Source organism: Sphingopyxis sp. GW821-FHT10B01, assembly GCF_059415685.1.
In genome coordinates, this window is the sequence record NZ_JBWKNS010000003.1 from 334,672 (window position 1) to 355,162 (window position 20,491).

The following is a 20,491-nucleotide window of genomic DNA, read 5'->3' on the forward strand; positions in this document are numbered from 1 at the left end:
CCTGGATACGGCCGATTGCAGACGAGCGGGTTTCGGACCACGAGCCGCAGAAATAGACCGCCAGCGATACCCAGTGCTATTCATGGCGAAGCGCATCGATCGGGTCGAGTTTGGACGCCCTTCGCGCGGGATAGAAGCCGAATGTAATCCCCATCAGCGCCGAAAAGAGGAAGCTGAGAATATTGACCAGCGGGTCGAATACGAAGGGCACGTCGATGACCCCTGCAAGACCCCAGGAAAGCAGGAAGGCCAGCGCGATTCCGACCATTCCGCCAAAACAGCAGAGCACGACCGCTTCGGTCAGGAACTGGAGCTGGACCTCGCGCGCGAGCGCGCCGATCGCGAGGCGGATACCGATTTCGCGCGTGCGTTCAGTTACCGAAACGAGCATGATGTTCATGATGCCAATCCCGCCGACCAGCAGGCTGATCCCGGCGATCACCGCGACCATCGCCGTCAGTGCCCCGGTTGCCGCGCCCAAGGCCTGATTCACCTGCGCGGTATCCACGATGTTGAAGTCGTTGTCGGCAGCACCCTGCAAAAGCCGTCGCTCGCGCAGCAGCCCGACGAGCGAGGTCTGGATTGTCGCGCTGGAATAGGCGCTGCTGTATTTGATCACGAAATGTTGAAGATCGTCGCTACCGCTGAAGCGCCGTTGTACCGTCTTGAGCGGCATCATCACGACATTGTCGCTGTCCTGGTTGGGGCCACCGCTCTCCCCGCGCTCCTTCAATACGCCCACCACGGTGCACGAAACATTATCGAGCCGGATATTCCCGCCGAGCGGGCTGGAGCCCGCGACAAAGATCGCCTGTCTCACCTTCGGTCCGATCAGGCAGACATTCTTGCCGGCGCTCACTTCTTCATCGGTAAACGTGCGCCCCTCGGCGACTTCGATTGACTGGGCACGAAGAAAGGCATTTTCCACGCCCTGCACGCTGGTCCGCCAGCTTTGGCCATTATGGAAGGAGGTGGCGCTGGCTGAAACGCTGCCCGACACTTCCTCGACGCCCGCAATCTGCTTGCGCACGGCATCGATGTCCTCCTGTTTGAACGACCGCGGCGTCCCGCGATCGCCCTGGACGGGGAAAACGATGAGGACGTTGGAGCCGAGCGAGGATATCTGCTGCTGGATCGAGGCGGTGACCCCATTGCCGAGCGTGACCATGGTGATGACCGCCGCAACACCGATGATAATCCCGAGTGTCGTGAGAAAGGATCGCAGCAGGTGTCTCCGGATCTCGCGAAACGCAAGGAGCAGGGTCGCGCCAAACATCAGTCAGGCACTCCCGTATCGGCACGCGCCCCGCGTTCGATGCTCTCGACGAGACCATCGCGAAAATGGACGATGGTGCGGGCAAAGGCCGCCATTTCCTCCTCATGCGTCACCATCAGGATCGTGATCCCCTCCCGGTTGAGGCGAGTGAGTAGTTGCATGATCTCGAGCGAGCGCTCGGTATCGAGATTGCCGGTGGGCTCGTCGGCAAGTAATACATCGGGTTCGGTGACGAGCGCGCGCGCAATGGCGACACGCTGCTGCTGGCCGCCCGAAAGTTCGGCGGGCGTATGGTGGGCCCAAGGTGCCAGCCCGACCTGATCGAGTGCGCGCATCGCCGCCGCGTGGCGAATATTCTTCTTCTCGCCGCGATAGAGCAACGGCAGCTCGACATTCTCGACTGCACTCGTCCGCGCAAGAAGATTGAAACCCTGAAAGACAAAGCCGAGATAGCGCCGCCTGAGCAGGCTGCGCTGATCGCGGTCGAGCGCCTGCACCTCGACGCCGCGAAACCGGAAGATACCGCTGGTCGGCACGTCGAGGCAGCCTAGGATGTTCATCGTCGTCGACTTGCCCGACCCCGAAGGCCCCATGACCGCGACGAAATCGCCCCGATCGATCTGCATATCAACGCCCTTGAGCGCCTGAAAGGCGGCCTCGCCCTTACCGAAGGTCTTGGTGATGCCTTGCAGTTCGATCAGCGGTGCGTCGGGGGGCGTTGCGGAACTCACGGGCTCGCAGCCCCTTTGCCGGTAACGACTTTCATTCCGGGCCGTAGTTGCTTCGACGTGACCGCCGTCAACCGCCCGTCGCTCTGGCCCGTCACGACGTCGATCGGCTTCAGCTTGCCGTCCACCTGCAACACCCAGACCCGCTGGCGGCTTCCGGCGCCGATCGTTGCGCGCTGCTCATTCTTTTCGAGCCCGATTTCGGGGTTGAGCACGCTCGCCTCGTCCTTCTCCTTCGCGTCGGGCTGGAAGCGCAGCGCGCTGTTTGGCACGAGAAGCTGCTTGCCGGTGCTGCCGGTGGCGATGGTGGCGGTGGCAGTCATGCCGGGCCGCAGCAGCCCATCGCCGTTCGCGACCGCGAGCCGGGCCTCATAGCTGACGACTGCATTGCCGCCGGTCGCCGTCGCGGCCGCCTGCTGGCTCGCCTGCGAGGCCGTGTTGCTCGACGCCTGATCGACCCGTTCGACCCGCGCCAGAAAGCGCCGGCCGGGATAGGCATCGACGGTAAAGGTCGCCGCCTGCCCTTCATCGACCTGCCCGACGTCGGCTTCGTCTATTTTGACGCGAAGCTGCATCGCCGAGAGGTCTTCTGCAAGGATGAACAGCGTCGGCGTGTTGAAGCTAGCCGCCACCGTCTGTCCGGGCTCGACTTGACGCGCGAGCACGACGCCCGAAACGGGCGAGCGGATCACCGCCCGGTCGCGATTGGTCACCGAGGTGGAAAGCTGTGCCTCGACCGCGCGGACGTTGGCGTTTGCCGCGGCGACGCCCGCCTTGTCGCGCTTGACCGCCGCTTGCGCCTGCTCGAGTTCGACCTGCGACGGCACCTTGCCGCCCGAAATCCGGAAGACGTTCTGCAATCGCGCCAGTTGGGCCTGATCGACATCGAGCGTCGCCTGCGCCTGCACTACCTGCGCCCGCGCCGCGTTGAGATTGGCCTGCGACTGCGCGATCTGGTCTTCGATCACATCGGTGTTGATCTGCGCCAATATCTGTCCGCGCGTCACGCGGTCGTTCACATCGACATAGATATGATCGATTTTTCCGGAGACTTCGGAGCCCACCTCGACCTGATTTGTCGGGCGTAAATTTCCCGTCGCCGTGACGCTGAGATCGAGCGACCGCTGAGCGACCGTTTCGGTAATATAGTCGGGCTGGTCACCCCCGCGCGTGCAAGTGGCGACCGCGAAGATTGTCACGATCACGAGTAGCGCGGGCAGCCAATATTTCATCCAGCGCCGCCAGCGCGCGCGGGGCGCCGCGCCAAGCAGTTGATCGAGTTCATGCGCCTCGGTGACGGCATCGGTCATTCTGTCATCCCCCCGTCCGGACCGGAGCTGTCCGGATCGAAATTCGCTGCGCCCCATCCGCCACCAAGAGCTTGGTTGAGTGTGATAAATGCATTGGCGCGCTCGGCTTCGCTGGCCGCGCGGGCGTTGCGTGCGCCCAGCAGTTGACTCTCGGTGGTCAGCAGGGTCTGGAAATCGATCAGGCCTGCTTGATATTGGCTGCGAGCGAGCAGCGCGGCGTTGTTCGCGGCATCGAGCGCCGTCCCGAAGAGCCGGACGCGCTCACGCGCGGCTATCAAAGCGACGCTTGCGCTCTCCACATCCTCGAGCGCACCGAGGATCGCCTGCTCCCATGCGGCAAGTGACGCCTGCGCCGAGGCCTCTGCGCCGGCAACCTGCGCCCGCGCGCGTCCGCCGTCGAAGATGAGCTGACTCACTCCCGCGAAGAGCCCGCCAGTGACGATGTCGAACAGATTGTCGAGTCCGAAAGAGGAGGTTCCGATATTGCCGGTCAGACGCACGAGCGGCAGCAGTTGCGCTTTCGCGACCCCGATGCGTGCGGTATCGGCGAGTAATGCTGCCTCTGCCTGGCGCACATCGGGTCGGCTGCGCATGACCGCCGCGGGCGTTTCGACACCGACGGTCTCGGGCGGCAGGGGAATCGGCGCGACGTCCGCGTTCAACGCCAAGCGAACGGGGCCGGGCGCCTCGCCAATCAGCGTCGAAATGGCGTTGGCCGCCTGCGCAAGATCGCGTTCAAGCGCCGGAATGCTTGCCGCCGTCTGCGCCCGCTGCGCCGCCGCTTGCTCGACGTCGAGGCTGGAAACCAGTCCGGCCTGCAATCGCCAGCGGGCGATCTGCAGATTGTCGTCCTGTATCGTCAGCGTGTCGCGCGCGATGGCGAGCTGAACAGCAAGCGCCCGCGCCGATACCGTCGTTTGCGCAACCTGGCCAACGATGAGCCGCTGCAGGTCCGCAAGGCCATAACCGGCCGCTGCCAGATCCGCCCGCGAAGCCGCGACATCGCTGCTGATGCGACCGAAAAGGTCGATTTCCCACTGCGCATCGGCGCCCATCGAGAACTGCAGCCGGTCGTCCGCAAGATCGCCGACATCGCGCCGGACGCCGCCAGAGGCATCGATCCGCGGGAAAAAGCCGGCGCGAGCGGCACGGACGCCGGCCCGCGCCTGCATCAAACGCGCGGTGGCTTGCGAAATGTCGCGATTGTTTGCCAGCGCCCGTTCGACGTGGCGATCGATCAACGGATCATTCAGGCGCGTCCAATATCTTTCGGAATCGAGCGACTGAGACTGCGTGTCGCCTGACCATTGTTCTGGTACTGCGGCACGGGGCTGCAGTGCGGTCTGCGTGGTCATCGGTGTGCATGCACCCAGCCCGGTGGTCAGTCCGGCGGCGAGCATCCAGCGCATTCCGGTCTTTCGCATTCGCCCCCTCAATGACGCTGTTGCAGCCGCAGAGCTTCCATTCCTCCGGACGGCGTGATCTCATCATGCCGGGATGGGCGACATTTCGGGACGAGACAACATCAAAACGACCCGGAATGAAATCGTTTCCTATATTTGCAATCCCTTAGCAGAAGGGATGGTTGGCCAATGCCATTGCACCGGCGATCCTGGCCGGTTGTGGTTGGTCGGCTTCGGGTCGAAAATTGCAAAAGCCGACATTGTCTGGCCGGCATCCCCAAAGCGTTGGATTTCTCGCTGAACAGCGAATGATTCGTTTGGGCTGCGTCCGATACCTTCTTCCCCAGCAGGAGAATTTTACCGCGGGTACGAAATAGGATTTTTCCTATCTTTCCTACAATATTCGTTCTCTTTACGTTCCAAATCGAATCAGCCCCCTCCCTTTTTTAACCCGCTGATTCGAAAAGGATCGCTATGAAAATTTCAACTTTTACCTTCTCGAACGCAACCGGCCCTTACGCGCCCTCCCAAACCGATGGCGGCGTAACTGCGCATAATTTTGCTATCTCGGGTTCGGGTGCAACCTTTGACGGGACGTATTTGCGACTACCGGCCGGCACCTACCTGACCGCCGGAATGGCGGGCATCTCGCTGCCGACGAATACCGATCCGGCAAAAACCCAGACCCCCGAAGAATTCACTCTCGAATATACCGGCATCCTGCCGGCGGACGAAAGCCCGCTCGTCTCGCTGTTCGACTATGGCGACGGCCGTATCGACCTTTATTCACATTGGGATACTGGTCGGCTACGCGCCAATTTCGAGCGCAACGGCACCACGGCGATGATCGACAGCATCGCGGGTCTCTCAACGACCGCCGAAGAGCGCGTCGGATTGCGATATGTCGACAACCCCTCCGGTGCCGGAGGCATCGTGACCTTTCTGCGTAATGGCGCCGCATTCGGGCCCAGCCAGACGATCGCGTTCAAACCGCGCATCACGCCCGGTTCAACGCTCGAGTGCAACGCGTCGCTCGCGAACACCTCGAACAGCCGCGCCCAGAAGGTTCGCGAGATCAAGCTCTCGCTCGGCGCGCAGACGACCACCAACCCTCCCGGTGGCGGCAATGGCAAAAGTTCGACCTTCGGCTTCCCCAATGCAGCGGGCCCTTACGCGCCAGTGCAGGCGAACGGCGGCGTCACGACGCAGGGCTTCTCCATCTCGGGCTCGGGCGCGACCTTCAACGGCACCTATCTGCAATTGCCGGCCGGAACCTATCTGACCGCAGGGAACGCCGGTATTACGCTGCCGACGAACACCGACCCTGCCAAGACGCAGACCCCGGAAGAGATCACCCTCGAATATGTCGGTATCCTGCCGGCCACCAACAGCCCCCTCGTCTCGCTCTATGATTATAACGATGGCGAGATTTCGCTCTACGCGCATTGGGACACCGGCCGCCTGCGCGCCAATTTCGAACGCAACGGCACCAGAGCGCAGATCGACAGCATCGGCGGCCTTTCGATGACCGCCGAGGAACGCGTTGGCCTACGCTATGTCGACAATCCGTCGGGCGCGGGCGGGACGATCACCTTCCTGCGGAATGGCGTCGCCTTGGGAACAAGCCAGACGCTCGCTTTCAAGCCACGGATTACCCCCGACGCGATGCTCGAATGCAACGCCTCGCTCGGCAATACGGCGAACAGCGGCGCACAGAAGGTTCGCGAGATCAAGTTGACGCTCGGCACGCAGGGCACCAACCCTCCCGGTGGCGGCGGCGGCACCTTCACCGTTTATGGCAAGCCCGGAACACGTTTCCCGCTCGACATCCCGGTTTCGGGCAGCGCGGCGACCTATGCCGTGACGATCCCCTCGGGACTGGCGGTGCAGGAACGTGTCGCGTCGGACGTGCTCGTCGACCGGACGTCCACGTACGGTTTCCCGAACACCGGACCGAATTTCGCGCCGACCCAGACCAATGAGGGAATCACGTCCAATTCGCTGTCCATGGTCGGCTCGGGTGCAACTTTCGACGGCACCTATCTGCGGCTGCCCGCGGGAACCTACCTGACTGCGGGTGCGCTCGGGATTAGCCTGCCGACCAGCTCGGATCCGGCAAAAACCCAAACACCCGTCGCGATCGAACTGGAATTCACGGGCATTCTCCCCGCGAACCAGAGTCCGCTCGTCTCGCTCTTCGGCTATTCCACGGGCGAATTTTCGCTGAACAGCCATTGGGATACGGGACGCCTGCGCCTGACGATGCAGCGCGATGCGCAGAGCATCCAGATCGACAGCATTGGCGGGCTTTCGACCACGGCGCAGGAAAAGCTTGGCGTGCGTTACGACGACAATCCAACGGGCGCCGGCGGCACGATCACCTTCCTGCGCAACGGCGCCGCTTTCGGTCCGAGTCAAGCGGTGGCGTTCAAACCGCGGATCGCGCCCGATGCCGAACTCGAGCATAACGCGTCGCTCGGCAATACGAGCAATTCGGTTGCGCAGAAAATCGCCAACATCGCGGTGAAGATCAAGACGGCCGGGCAATCCTATGCCTTCCAGCCAGTGACCTCGGGAACGATCTCGGCCGCGCGGCTCGAGGCGCTCTATGTCGATGCGACGGGTGTCTCCGCACCCCAGGCCGCAAAGACAATCTCGGCGACCCCGGCCGGTGGCACGGCCTTCACGGTCGATGTCATCGTCGGACCTGTCGCCGTGGCGACGGGGCAAGCCTATCGCGCGGTGCTCGAAAACTGGAGCAGCGGCAGCCGGGTCGATCATCCGCAGGCGCTGGTGATGACGCGCCCGGCGCGCCAGAACTGCCAGTTCGAGGACAGCTTCCTGCGCGCCAATCAGACGCCGTGGATGGAGTGCCTTCCCGAAGGACCGGTACCGACGATCGGCGGCATCGCCTATTATTGCGAGGCGACCCGTTCGGGCAGCTATGTCCAGTTCCAGTTCGGTTACGACTGGACGACGGCGGTCATGCCCGACAATCCGTTCGGCGATCCGACCGGCAAGGACAGCTATATGGTGCCGCACAAATGGCGCATCGAGGATCAGGCGGGCAATGTGCTGTCGACGGTGCAACGTCCCGATGGCGGGCCGCTCAACGGAACCGACATTCCGCGGATTTTCTCCGGCAGCTATGACGGCAACGGCGCCGCGATCACCAACGCGACAAACAAATGGTATCCGCATGGCACCGTCCGGTCCGGAGTGATCTGGCGCTCCGGCACACCGGCCGCTTATGATCAGCTGGCGATCAACGCCAACCTGCCGCGGTACGACGCCTCGGTTCCCTACGGCTCACATACCCATTTTTCGAGCAACGGCTTCGATGTCCGTCTGTTCGGATCGGACGGGTTCAACGGCTTCGGGAACACGCGGGTCATGCCATATCAGCCGACCAACCATGCGACGCTGGTTCCGCAGGCGGGGGTGACGAACGATCCCTATAAAGGCTCGCTCTACACGGCGTCCTCGCTCGCGGCGGTCGCGTCGACATGGCTTCGGTATACGCCGTTCAACCAGTGCGGCCGGTCCCCGATCACCGGTCCGGGCGGCGTACGCGACGACCGGTGCGCAATCGCCGAACCGGTTGCTGCCTATATGTACGACGTCGCCTCGCTGCGTCCGCATGACGGCACGGCGCGCGCGCAGATCGCGATCGATTATCTGACCGCCTATGCCAGCGATCCGTTCCATTGTTTCGAGGGTGGACGCAACGTCCCGCTGTTCAAGGGGGCCAACGCCGCCCGCGACATCGGGATGCGCGGCCATTATTACGGCTATGGATCGGGTTCGCGGCCCGCCAACAGGTCCTATTACGTCCAGGGCGGCCGCCAATATGATATGGCGGACAGCTATGATCCCTGGTCGACGAAGGTGCCCTATGGCGGCGTCGCGGCGGACAAGCCCTATTTCGGGACCAACGAGATCGATCTGCCGCACGCCCACCAGTTCCCGCATTGGGGGTCGCTGCTGTGGAAATCGCCCGAATTCGCCTTCCTCGGGCACAAGCTCAGCGACCAAGCGCGGCTCTATGAGAATTGGATCCTCTCGGGTCCGTTCGGCGAGCCGAACCTGTTCGCCGAGCGCGGCGCGGCGTGGCAGTTCCTGCATGCGGCGCTGATCTGGAAAACCGCCTCGCGCAATTCCGATCGCCTCTATTCGCGCGACGAAATACTGGCCTTTGTCGTTCAGGATTTCGAGGCGTTCAGCGCGGCGCACAAAACCTCGAACCCGGGGTTCGACAATCCACCGACCAATGTGATGGTCGGAGGCAGCATCGACGATGCCCGGGCAATATATGCCGCCACCCACCGTTTCGGTGTGTGCGGCCTCCACGATGACGATATCGCCCAGCACGACTTCTACATCGGATATTGGCTGACGGCGCTCGGGATCGCAGAACGGATCGGTTTCAACGCCGCTGTTCAGGCACGGTCGGCCACGGCGGGTGCGGTACTCGACTGGCTGATCGCCAAGCATCGCCAACGCATCGTTGGCCGTATCAATGTCGCGGCCAACACCGACTGCGGCACGGGCTCGCCTTATCTGCTGCGGATCTGGAGCCGCGCCAGCCTGACCGCGGCCGGGGGCAATGTCGCCAGCCTTCCGCAGGGCTATGCGAATCTCGCGGCGGTCAACGGCACCAACGCGTCATGGGATGTGTTCAAGGAAGGCGGGAGCGTTGGCACCCGTGATGGACAGGCGATGGATCAGCTAATCGCCGGGCCCTCGATCCTGAAAACCCAGCTCGGCCAATCGGGAACCGACCTCGACCAATCGGCAACCACCGCGGCAAGCTGGCGCAGCCAGAAGATCACACAGCAAAATCTGCTCGGTCCGAACGGCGCGGGAACAACCTGGTTCCGCTATCTTCAGATCGTGCACAATCCTGTGATTTCCTGATGATCTGTAAGGCATGATGGACGAGCCGGCTCTGTTCGGCCCGGATTGATTGCAAAGCTTGAGGGGCGGATCGTCATTGACGTTCCGCCCCTCTTTTTTGGACATTTTCGGACCAAATGCGCTCCGGAGACGGCTGGAAGCTATAATGTGTTTCTCGTCCCCGAATCTTCACGGTCGAATCCCCACAGACCGTGTATCGTCTGTTGATCGATAGCCCGAAAAGCCAGGTCGGCCTGCTCCGTAGGAATTGGCTCGACATTCCGCCCAATATTAACCTTATCTTGAATCGCCGCCACTAGTGGCAAACCGCTGATAGACCGAAAGATTGTCCATGACGTTACGCCTGCTCCTTCTGATCCTCGCGAGCGTAAGCCTCTCCGCGCTTGCGCAGCTTGCACTCAAGATCGGGACCACGGCCGCCGCTGACGGCCGGCCGACGGGAATCGGCGGAGAGATAGGCGGCCTCGCACAATCCCCGATGATCATCCTGGGCCTCGGTCTCTACGGCATCGGAGCGCTGCTCTGGCTTTTCGTCCTCGGCCGTGCCCCGCTGTCGCTGGCCTATCCCTTCGTCGGGATCGGATTCATCCTGACGATGCTCGCGGGCGCCTTATGGCTGAACGAAAGCGTAAGCGTCGCCCGCGTTGCGGGAACCCTGCTGATCGCAACCGGCTGCGTGCTGGTCGCACGTTCGGCGTAAACCCCATGAATCCACAGGCCGCAAGCTTTCATCCCCCGACGCCGTGGCTTTCACCGCGAGCCTGTTCCGCCCTGCTCGCCGCGATCATCCTTGTCGCTATAGCGCTGAGACTGGCGGGCGCGTGGATACTGAAGCACCCGCTCGAAAGCGATTCGCTGGCATATTTCACGATGGCCCAAGGCCTCGCCGAACGCGGCGAACTCATGGATATATACGGGCAGAAGGCTTTCTACAGCGCCGGCTACCCGTTGCTGCTAGCTCTCTTTTTCAAGGCGCTGGGCAGTTCGGTTGGCGTGGCGATAGCCGTCAATCTGCTTCTGGGTGCGATCAGCATCTGGCTAATCTACAGGCTCACCGTCGCACTGTCCGGAAATCGCAGCGCGGGCCTGATCGCCGCGGCCATTTATGCGCTTTGGTTTCCCGGCCTCTGGAATGCGACGATGCTGGCAAAGGAAAATCTCTCGACGCCCTTGCTGCTCGGTATTGCCCTATGTGCGGTCGGGATCGCTCGCGACGAGCGCCCGGTGGGCACAGCGCTGGTTGCCGGCCTGCTGTGGGGCGCGGCGCTGGTCACGGGCGGCTCGGCGCTGCTGCTCTGCTTCGGCGTCGCGATCGCATTGTTGATACTCGCACGCACGCGAAGGACATTTATACCCGCTTTTGCTGCAGGTCTGAGCTTCACCGCCGGTGCCGCGCTGATGCTGGCGCCATGGCTCTATGCAACCAACCAGATGGTCGGCCGCCCGGTCCTCACTACCAATGCCGCGTTCAACCTGTATCTTGGCAACAACCCCGCCGCGACGGGCCGGTTCGTGAGCATAGCCGACACGCCGCTGGCGAAGGATTGGAACGCCACGCGCACGCGCCTTGGCGAGGTCGGCAATGCCGATCGCCTGCAAGCCGAAGCGCTCGACTGGATCGACGCGAATCCCGGCAGGGCGACAGAACTGGCCGCGCTCAAACTCGTCTATTTCTGGCAACCCAATCTTCCTGACGCGAGCGACTTCGCGGCCTCGAAGGCACTTGCTTCGATCCGTCTCGTCGAGGTTGTACAATATGGACTGATCCTGCTGATCGGGCTGCTCGCCTTTCGTTCCCGCCAGATCGCAAGCGACGGCAAATGGATTTTTGCTGCCATGATCGCAGGCTTCTGGCTGATCCACGCCGCCGCCTATATCATCGTCCGCTACCGCGATCCGGCGATTCCGCTGCTGATCATCATGGCAGCCATTCCGGTAGCGGTCTGGGTCGAGCGGCTCGCGGCGCGAAGGGCCGTACCCGATGCTGCATGAACAACCCATCGGCGCCAACGAGGCTGTACCGCTGTTCGTCGATGTCGACGGGACACTGACGCGCGCGGATATTTCCCTCGAAAGTTTCGTGCGGATCGCGCGATCCGGCATAGCGGCCATGATCGCGGTGCTGACATGGCTGCTCGCGGGCCGCGCGGTCGCCAAAACGATGGCGGCGCGGCGCGACCGCATCGACGCCGCGCAGCTGCCTTACCGGCCGGAAGTGCTCAATCTCATCGAACAGGCCAAGGCCGAGGGCCGCCCCGTGATCCTCGCGAGCGCAAGTCACTGGCGGCATATCCGCCGCATCGCCGACTATCTGGCGCTTTCGGATCCGGTCATTGCAACGCGCGGCCGCTCCAATCTCAAGGGGCCTGCCAAACTGGCTGCCATCCGCGCACGCATTGGTCCCGATACGCCGTTCGACTATGTCGGCGACAGCCGCGCCGACACCTGCCTGTGGCGCGAAGCGCGGCATGGCTGGTCTGTCGGCCATGTCCCGCCGCGATCGGCGGTCGAACGCCTCGGCGCCCCACGCCCCAGTCCGGCCCGGGCAATTATCAAGGCCATGCGGCCGCACCAATGGGCCAAGAACGCACTGGTGATCGTTCCCGCACTGACGTCGGGCGAATTCACGAAACCCGCTGTGCTGCTCACGGCAGTGGCGGCTGCGTTGCTCATGTCGTTGATCGCCTCGTCGATCTATTTACTGAACGACCTGCTCGATATCGACTCCGATCGCGCGCATCGTACCAAATGGAAGCGGCCGCTTGCACACGGAGATCTCCCGATTCCCGCCGCGCTCGGCCTGTCCTTGCTCCTTGCGGCTATCGGCCTTGTCGGGGGGTGGTTGTTGGGTGGCCCGGAACTTACCTTCTGGCTCCTGGCCTATATGGCCATCACGACCGCCTATTCGTTCCGGCTGAAAGCGGTGATGGTCGGTGACGCCATTGTCCTCGCCTCGCTGTACACGATCCGCATCTGGATTGGCGCGATCGCGATCGGCGTAGCCTTAAGCTTCTGGCTGCTGCTCTTCTCGGTTTTCCTGTTCCTGAGCCTCGCCTATCTGAAACGCTATGTAGAGATGCGAGACGCGATCGAACCGCAACGCCTGCTCAGCGGGCGCGGCTATGTTGGGGGCGATCTTGATGTGGTGATGATGTCTGGGATCTCGGCCGGAATGGTCGCGATCCTCGTGCTCGCCCTGTTTGCGCACGACCCGGCGACGGCCGAACATTATGCGCTGCCCGAAATGCTGTGGCTGCTCTGCCTGCCGCTGATCTACTGGCTGAACCGCATCTGGATGATGGCGCGGCGCGGCGAGGTTGAGGGCGACCCGGTGGCCTTCGCGATAAAGGACGGGCGGAGCCTCCTCATCGGCGCCGTGACCGCCTGTATCTTCGTGGCGGCTCTCTACGGACCGGCGGTCGCACATCTGATTGTCGGTTGAGCGCTCGGAATCGAGATAAGCAGTCTAGGCATCGCTTCGATCATTCTTTCCGGGCCGACCTCCCCTTCTCCGGTCCGGGGTTCAGCGCGATCCAGGCGCCTGTTTGATCAGCAGGGTATCGATCCCGCGGCTGTAGGCGATTGCGTAGCCCGGCAAGCGGGGAACGCGCTTCTCATCGAGCCCCGCGATCCACAATGCGCTGAAATCCGCCTGTGCCATGCTTCTCATTCGCTCGCCGAGCACATGCATGTCCGGTACGCCCTCGGGGCAGCGGACCGGAATATCCTGCGAGCCGTCGAACCAGCGGGCGCGGTCCGACGGTTGCCGGATCGTCATCAAGTCGGATCCGGGGATCTGGAACAGCGTATTGCTGAAAGCGTCGCGTCGCGTGATCGCATAGGCGCCGAGCTTGCGATCCGGGGTCAATATCCAGTTTTCGCACCCCGCTTCCGCCGACAGGAATCCAAGCCGGCTCCCTCGTGGCACCTCGTCCAGTAGAAGCAGCCTTTTTTGCAACACGCGATCGGCCTGCCACCAATGTACCGATGTCCACCCTGTGCGCAGCACGAACAGGCTCGCACCCAGCATGATCAGCAGCCGCTCGCGTTCAGGCCTTTCGGCGGGGCGGATCGCCATGATCATGACCATCATCGCCACCGGGGTCAGGCGCAGGTCTGCGCCCCAGCTTCCCAAAACCGTCGTCGGCAGCAAGAGCGTCGCGAACAGCAGCAATCCGCCGCCCGTGGCGAGACGAGGCTCCAGCCGGCGCCCGCTCGCCCACCAGAACGTAAGAACCGCACCGAGGCAGATGCTCGCAGTCATGGCGAGGTCGAATGGCATCGACAGGCCTTTGAGCACCGTGACGAAATTCATCGCCTTCGCCTGCAGGAGGTGAGGCGCATACCAGAACAAGCGGCCGTCGCCATCGGCGCGCCAGACCAGAAGCGGCACCAGCGGCAGAAGCAGCGGCACGGCGCGCAGGGCGCGATACACGAGATCGCGCCAGTTTCGCACCACTGCCAACTCTGCTCCGGCGACAAGGATAAGCAGGATCGCCCACCCCATGATATGGGCCGTCCATACTACGATCGCGCCGAGGCCAAAGCCAAGCGAGGTATAAAGGCTCGTTCGACGGTTGGTGTACCAGGCCGCCGCGACGAGCAGCGCCAGTGCCACCGACAGACAGTAATTGAGGAAGCCGAACAGAAAGGGCTGCGCGAAAGCGAACGGCAGCGCGAGCATGGCGCTGCCCGTCACACGACCGTGGACGGAGCGAGACAGCAAGAGAATGCCAGCGACGGTTAGCGGCGCGATCAGGGCGCTCACAACGCGCGTCGCGCACTCCACGCCAAGCCAGGGCGAAAGCGCCAGGACCGGAAGATCGACGCCGAGATTGCCGACCCATCGCCAATCGACGACAAAATAACCGTCGATTGCCGTTCCCTGCCCGATCGACGCCAAGATATGGTGGCGCGCGAGATGATTGGGGTAATCCGATGCTCCGGGCACTGTTACGATCAGTATCGGCACAGCGGCGAGAATGACGAGCAGCACCGCGCACCAGAGCGGAACTCCGCTTTTACGGATGATCATCCCGCCATATTCCTTCCGGAAAGCACTCGTATTTCATGTCCGGCAACAGTCGCGCTGCCGGAAAGCGCTTCATGCGGATCGCTTGATGGCATACCGGTCGAAGTCGGCCGCGCGCAGCAAAAAACCTCTCGCACTCCCCTATGCACCCCAACCATGTCCCACCGTCATAACGTTGCCCCTGCCTTCTATGCCGACCATGCTGCCATCATAAACGTCCATATGGAAAATTCGTCATTTCTCCATTGATCCAGTCGAGACGAAGCCACGTTTCCTCTTTTCGCGTCTGACGACCGGTAGCACGCGTGACGAGTTGTCGAGTCTGCGTCTTCTTCAGCGCAAAATTCGGGCGGCCTTTCAATATTGATGCAACGGCATTTCATGCCCGAGATGGCGAAACCGATCTGCAAAATCGCACGCGTGTCAGCGCAGCGGGTAGCCAGACCTGGCGTCCACATCCACAGTCGATTGCATAGCCTGCTGTCATGCATGCATCTGATCTTTGCGGTCGCCAGATCCAAGCTTCCTTCCTAATCGCTGGATCGACCGATTTTCTGGAGAGAGAGCCATGATCTTCCGCAAGCCTCGTCGTCTCGTCTTCGCGCTTTGCCTTGGCATCGCCGCGCCAGGCCTTGCGTCTGCACACGAACCGGCATCGCCGGCTCCGCGCGGCGAGACGCTCTATCATGTTACGATCGGTGCGCCGGGCGAGGTCCCGCTTGTCGCCGTCAACGGCGGCCCCGGCTTCGATCACAGCTATCTCGTCAATGCGCCGGTCTGGAAAGACATGTCCGCCCGCCGTCAGATCATCTTCTACGACCAGCGCGGCACCGGCAAATCGCCGGCGGCGCAAGGGCCCGAAGATTTGACCGTCGACGGGATGGTCCGCGATCTGGAAGCGCTCCGGCGACAGCTGAAGGTCGAGCGGATCGATCTGCTCGGGCACAGCTGGGGCGGCATTCTGTCGATGGCTTACGCCGTCCGCTATCCCCAGCATGTCGCTCATCTCGTGCTGGTCGGATCGGGCGCGCCGAAGCCCGCCGAACATGAATTTCTCTTCGACAAGCTGTATCCGGAGATTGTCGCCGCCATTCCCCCCGACACGACGCCGGCAGGACAGATGGGGTGCATCGCGATCGACGCCTATGACCGGATGTCCTATTACGACCAGCGCAATCTGGTAGCGGGCGGCGGCGATGCCGGCACCTTCTCGCAGACGGTCTGTACCGAGGTCATGCTCGATGCGATGAAGCTCGATCTTTATCCCGCGCTCGCCAAACTCGACGTTCCGACACTCGTGATCAACGGGCGCTTCGATGCGAATGTCTCGCCGACGGTCGCGTACAAGATCAGCCAGACCATCCCGGGGGCCCGGCTGGTCTATTTCGAACGGAGCGGTCATTCGCCCCAGGTCGAGGAGCCCGATAAATTCGCGCTCGAAGTCGAGCGTTTCCTTGCGGGAAGCGTCAGGAAATAGCCGGGCCAGCCGGCGGTTGGGGATTCGCCAGCACCTCGATCACCGCCTCGATCACCGCCTCGCAGGCGTCGGCGCGGTGGACGACGTAGAAGGCGTGCCCCGAGGTCATCGACCGGTTCGCGAGGCGCACGAGTTGGCCAGTTTCGAGATAGGGATCGACGATACCCCGCCAGCCGAGCACGACGCCGCGTCCCGCGAGCGCTTCCTGCAGCATCGGCGTATACGCGCTGAACATCGGGCCGTCCCGCGATGGCTGGATGCCGAGATCGCCGAACCAGTCGAGCCAGTCGACGCGCCCCTGCGCATCGGGCGCAAAATGCAGCAACGGCGCCTGTTGCCACGCCTGCGGGCTATCTTCGGCAAGCCCCGGAAACTGCGCCAGCATGGCCGGCGCGCAAACGGGGAAGACTTCTTCCTCGAGAAGTTTGCGGTGCCTGAGGCCGGGCCAGTCGGACGGTTCGCCATAGCGGATCGACAAATCCACCTCGTCCGCATCGAAGCTCTGATAGGTGTCGGAGGTGATCAGGCGGAGCTGCGCCTTGGGTAGCACCGCGCGCAACATCCCGAACCGCGGCATCAGCCAGTCGTGCGCCATCGCATAGGTGCAGGCAATGGTGAAGCTGTCGGCTTCGCCGCGCCGGCGACGAATGGCCTCGACGCTGTCGCGAATGCGGCCGAGCCCGGACAGGATCGCATCGGCGAGCGTTTCTCCCGCGCCGGTGAGCGCGAGCCGGTTGCCGCTTCGCATGAAGAGCGTGACGCCCAGATCCGCTTCGAGGTTCGAGACGTGGCGGCTGACCGCCGATTGCGCGATATTGAGCTCGGCGGCTGCGCGCGTGAAGCTGCGATGCCGCGCCGCCGCTTCGAATACCGCGAGCGCGTTGAGCGGTGGCAGGGACTGGCGCAGGCTTCGCATCGCCCTTTCATATCGAAAAGGCATCGAGTGTCCACATTTCTCTTGTTACGGGACAGCCCTGCCGCGCCTAGGCTGTCCACCTTCAGGCAAGGCCGATGGGGACAGACCAGTTGACGATCATCATATTTGAAAATGCCCGTGTGTTGAACGAGACGGCGGACGGTTATCGCGAGGATTGCCATGTGGTGGTCGAAAACGGCCGGATCGCGGCAGTCGATACCGGTCCGGCGCGCGTGGCCAATGCCGATATCGTCGACGTGCGCGGCGGCGCCCTGATCCCCGGCCTGATCGACGTTCATATCCATGCCAGGCTTTCGAGCGCCAACGCGGCGCAGCTTCTCGATCACCCCTCCACCTATTCCTCCGCCCATGCCGCGCGGATGTTGCGGCACGCGCTCGATTGCGGATTCACCAGCCTGCGCGATGTCGGCGGCGGCGACCATGGCCTCGCGCAGGCGATCGAAGATGGCCTGATCCCGGGACCGCGCTTCTTCTATGCCGGCCGCACGCTTTCGATGACCGGAGGTCATGGCGACATGCGCCCCAGCCACGAGGATATCGAGCCGTGCGGGTGCAGCCGGATGAACATGATCGCGCATGTCGTCGACGGCGCCGACGACGTGCGCCGCGCCGCGCGCGAGGAATTGCGCATGGGCGCGCACTGTATCAAGATCATGCTGTCGGGCGGTGTGCTTTCGCCCACCGACCCCATCTGGATGCAGCAGTTCACCGACGACGAAGTGCAGGCTGCGGTCGAGGAGGCGGCGCGGTGGCGCCGCTATGTCGCGGCGCATGCCCACACGGCCGAGGCGGTGATGCGCGCCGCGCAACTGGGCGTGCGGACGGTCGAGCATGCGACGCTGATTTCAGCGGAAGCCGCCGACACGCTGCGCGATGCGGGCGGCTTTGCCGTGCCGACGCTGTCGGTCGTGATGGCGCTGACCGAGCGCGGCGAGGCGCTCGGCTTGCCAGCGGCGGCGGCGGCGAAGGCGAAGGAGATTGCCCACCTCGCGATGCAGGGGTTCGAGACCGCGTGGCGCGCGGGCCTCCCCCTGGGATTCGGTACCGATTTGCCCGGCGATGTGTTCGACATGCAGGCGCGCGAGTTCCTCTATCGCCGCGAGATCCAGCCCGCCGCCGCGATCTTGCGATCGGCAACGCTCACCGGCGCCGACATATTGGGGCGGCCCGACCTCGGCCGCATCGTTCCGGGCGCCACCGCGGACTTGCTCGTCGTCGATGGCGACCCGCTCGAGGACATTGCGCTACTCGCCGAAGACGGCCGGCGCCTGCGCGCGATTATGAAGGCGGGACAGTTCCACAAGCGCGAGCCCGGGCCGGCATGACGGCACATATAGCGCCCGCCGTTTCGCCGACGTCCTTTGTTTCGACGCCGCCCGCCTCGACATGGGCCGCGATCTATCTGGGCGTCGCGGCGGCAACGCTGCCGGCGGTCCTGCCTGTCATGGTCGGCGTATTCGCGGACCGTTTTGGCTATGGCGTCGCGGGAGCGGGCACGATTGCCGCGCTGAACATGGGCGGAATCCTCATCGGCAGCCTGCTATGCCCGCTGATTACGGCGCGTTTTGGCTGGGCGGCGGTCATTCGCGCCGCGCTTGCGGTGATGATCGCCGGCAATTTGCTGACCATGCTCGATGGCCATTATGGCTATGTCGCGGCGACCCGCTTTCTCTCCGGACTGGGGGAAGGCGTGGTCGGCGGAATCTGCTATGCGGCGATGGGCCGGTCGGCGCGCCCCGAACGCAGCATCAGCATCTATTTCGCGGGCCAGTCGATCGTCGGCATGGTCGGCATGGGGAGCTTTGGCTGGATCGCGGCGAGCCTCGGATGGCCCTGGATTTTCCTGATCCTGTCCGCGATCACCCTTCCCGGCTTCTGGCTTGCCGCCGTCATCGGCCGGGCGCAGCCCGCGCCTGCGGGGCCGCGTCAGGGCCACCTGTCCGCCAACCCGCTCGTGATCGGCGCGCTGGCGTGCATCCTCCTCTATTTCATCGGCATGGCCTCGCTGTGGCCGTTTCTCGAACGCGTCGGCATCGGCAAGGGGCTTTCGCCCGGAACCGTCGCCTTCGCGCTTTCGGTTTCGGCGTTCGGCGGCCTCACGGGGTCACTCGTCGCAAGCGTGGTGGCAGGTCGCCTGCCGCGGACCGCCGGCCTGCTGTCGGGGCTCGCCCTCCTCGTCGCCGGGGTTGGCGGCCTCGCCTTCCTGCCCGGCACGACGCCCTTCATACTTTCGGTGAGCATCTTCGCCTTTGCCTGGCCGTTTCAATACGCCTTTCAGTTCGGCCTGCTGGCATCGGTAGACCGCGGCGGACGGCTGATCGCGCTGACGCCGGCGGTGACCGGCGGCGGCCTTGCGCTCGGGCCGGCGATCGGCGGCCTGTTGCTCCAGAATCTGTCGCTGGGCGCCGTCAGCGCCTTTTGCCTGCTGTGCGTGGTGGTCGCCGTCGCCGGGACGATCAGTCTGCGCCCCCGTTCAGCGGATTGAAGCTTTCCGATCCATCTCATTTCGAGATGATAACCCCGAAATACTCTGCTGGCGTGAGCCATTGTGCATGCGATTATCTCATGGAGCGGATTTCTTCCGACCGTCTTTGTCAGGAGCCTTCATGTCGATCGTAAACGCCAATCTATACCCCCTGTCCGATCCCGATCGCCGTACCGCGATCGTCGAAAGGGCTGCCAGCCAGCTCGGGCAGGATGGCGCGGCCGCCTTTCCCGATTTCATCGCGCCCGACGCGCTGGCCGAAATGGTGGCCGAGGCCGCCGCGAAATTCCCGCTCGCCTATCGCCGCGACCAGCGGCTCGGCTTCAACCCGCAGGGGCCGATCGCGGCGATCGCCGACGAGAAGCTCCGCAGCCGCACCTCGCCCTATTCGATGTGGATATTGGGCTCCGACCTTCTCGATTCCGCTGGCGCGCTGCGCCGTTTCTATGAATCGGAGGAGCTGATGTCGCTTGTCCGCGACGCGCTGGGCATCGACAGCCTCCACACGATCGCCGACCCGCTCATCAACATCAACCTCACCTATATGGGCGTCGGCGATCAGCAGGGTTGGCATTTCGACGACAATGACTTCGTCGTCTCATTGTTGCTCCAGGAGGCCGAAACCGGCGGCGCGTTCGAATATGCGCCCGGCGTCGACGATGTGCCGCCCGAGGACATCCACGCCATTCTCGACGGCGCGTCGCCCCGAACCCGCCTCCAGAAGGTCGGGGCCGGCACCCTGCTCCTCTTCCGCGGACGGCGGGCATTGCACCGCGTGACCGAGGTGGCCGGGGGCACGCAGCGGATCATCGCGCTGCTCAGCTACCACCGCGAACCCGGCTTCATTTACGCCGACACGGTCAAGCAGAACGGGCTCGGCCGCACCGAAATACTCACGGCGCCGTAAAAGCGGCGGATCGACACCA

At 63.5% G+C, this 20,491-nt stretch carries 14 protein-coding genes; 8 read left to right on the plus strand and 6 right to left on the minus strand.

Annotated features, from left to right (window positions below; translation table 11 throughout):
• Positions 1 to 76 precede the first annotated feature (76 nt).
• The 4 genes from AC07NV_RS10510 to AC07NV_RS10525 are packed head-to-tail and all read right to left on the minus strand — an operon-like array spanning position 77 to position 4,738.
• A complete protein-coding gene (locus AC07NV_RS10510; protein WP_495166295.1) occupies positions 77 to 1,276 on the minus strand; it encodes an ABC transporter permease in 1,200 nt (399 codons plus the stop codon).
• A complete protein-coding gene (locus AC07NV_RS10515) occupies positions 1,276 to 2,007 on the minus strand; it encodes an ABC transporter ATP-binding protein (protein ID WP_495166296.1) in 732 nt (243 codons plus the stop codon). Before AC07NV_RS10515 ends, AC07NV_RS10510 begins: the two co-directional genes overlap by 1 nt.
• A complete protein-coding gene (locus AC07NV_RS10520) occupies positions 2,004 to 3,314 on the minus strand; it encodes an efflux RND transporter periplasmic adaptor subunit (protein WP_495166297.1) in 1,311 nt (436 codons plus the stop codon). The genes AC07NV_RS10515 and AC07NV_RS10520 overlap by 4 nt, the downstream gene beginning before the upstream one ends.
• Positions 3,311 to 4,738, minus strand: a complete 1,428-nt coding sequence (locus tag AC07NV_RS10525) for an efflux transporter outer membrane subunit (RefSeq protein WP_495166298.1) — start codon at positions 4,736 to 4,738, stop codon at positions 3,311 to 3,313. The genes AC07NV_RS10520 and AC07NV_RS10525 overlap by 4 nt, the downstream gene beginning before the upstream one ends.
• A 453-nt stretch (positions 4,739 to 5,191) precedes the next feature.
• On the opposite strand from AC07NV_RS10525, the gene AC07NV_RS10530 reads away from it, so the two are divergent.
• The 4 genes from AC07NV_RS10530 (at position 5,192) to AC07NV_RS10545 (ending at position 13,076) form a co-directional block, all read left to right on the plus strand.
• Positions 5,192 to 9,634, plus strand: coding sequence for a hypothetical protein (locus AC07NV_RS10530; protein WP_495166299.1), 4,443 nt, complete (start codon positions 5,192 to 5,194; stop codon positions 9,632 to 9,634).
• A gap of 331 nt (positions 9,635 to 9,965) precedes the next feature.
• Positions 9,966 to 10,334: a DMT family transporter gene (locus AC07NV_RS10535; protein WP_495166300.1), complete on the plus strand. Its 369-nt coding sequence runs from the start codon at positions 9,966 to 9,968 to the stop codon at positions 10,332 to 10,334.
• A gap of 5 nt (positions 10,335 to 10,339) precedes the next feature.
• The gene (locus AC07NV_RS10540) at positions 10,340 to 11,626 is read left to right on the plus strand and encodes an ArnT family glycosyltransferase (RefSeq protein ID WP_495166301.1); all 1,287 of its coding nucleotides are present in this window, start codon (positions 10,340 to 10,342) and stop codon (positions 11,624 to 11,626) included.
• Positions 11,616 to 13,076 (plus strand): UbiA family prenyltransferase, encoded by a 1,461-nt coding sequence (locus AC07NV_RS10545; RefSeq protein ID WP_495166302.1) that lies wholly within the window; start codon positions 11,616 to 11,618, stop codon positions 13,074 to 13,076. Before AC07NV_RS10540 ends, AC07NV_RS10545 begins: the two co-directional genes overlap by 11 nt.
• A gap of 81 nt (positions 13,077 to 13,157) precedes the next feature.
• Here AC07NV_RS10545 and AC07NV_RS10550 read toward each other — a convergent pair whose 3' ends face one another.
• The gene (locus AC07NV_RS10550; RefSeq protein WP_495166303.1) at positions 13,158 to 14,630 is read right to left on the minus strand and encodes a hypothetical protein; all 1,473 of its coding nucleotides are present in this window, start codon (positions 14,628 to 14,630) and stop codon (positions 13,158 to 13,160) included.
• Positions 14,631 to 15,234: 604 nt separating this feature from the next.
• On the opposite strand from AC07NV_RS10550, the gene AC07NV_RS10555 reads away from it, so the two are divergent.
• Positions 15,235 to 16,143, plus strand: a complete 909-nt coding sequence (locus tag AC07NV_RS10555; protein ID WP_495166304.1) for an alpha/beta fold hydrolase — start codon at positions 15,235 to 15,237, stop codon at positions 16,141 to 16,143.
• On the opposite strand, the gene AC07NV_RS10560 is transcribed toward AC07NV_RS10555, so the two are convergent.
• Positions 16,133 to 17,059 carry a LysR substrate-binding domain-containing protein gene (locus tag AC07NV_RS10560; RefSeq protein ID WP_495166305.1) on the minus strand — a complete coding sequence of 309 codons (927 nt, stop codon included), beginning with the start codon at positions 17,057 to 17,059 and terminating at the stop codon, positions 16,133 to 16,135. The two genes, AC07NV_RS10555 and AC07NV_RS10560, sit on opposite strands and share 11 nt — an antisense overlap.
• Before the next feature lie 110 nt (positions 17,060 to 17,169).
• Here AC07NV_RS10560 and AC07NV_RS10565 point away from each other — a divergent pair, with 110 nt between their 5' ends.
• The 3 genes from AC07NV_RS10565 to AC07NV_RS10575 all read left to right on the plus strand — a co-directional run bounded on the left by AC07NV_RS10565 (position 17,170) and on the right by AC07NV_RS10575 (position 20,472).
• A complete protein-coding gene (locus AC07NV_RS10565; RefSeq protein WP_495166306.1) occupies positions 17,170 to 18,405 on the plus strand; it encodes a metal-dependent hydrolase family protein in 1,236 nt (411 codons plus the stop codon).
• Complete coding sequence (locus AC07NV_RS10570; RefSeq protein ID WP_495166307.1) at positions 18,402 to 19,565, plus strand: MFS transporter; 1,164 nt, start codon at positions 18,402 to 18,404, stop codon at positions 19,563 to 19,565. The genes AC07NV_RS10565 and AC07NV_RS10570 overlap by 4 nt, the downstream gene beginning before the upstream one ends.
• A 121-nt stretch (positions 19,566 to 19,686) precedes the next feature.
• Complete coding sequence (locus tag AC07NV_RS10575; protein WP_495166308.1) at positions 19,687 to 20,472, plus strand: HalD/BesD family halogenase; 786 nt, start codon at positions 19,687 to 19,689, stop codon at positions 20,470 to 20,472.
• Positions 20,473 to 20,491: the final 19 nt, after the last annotated feature.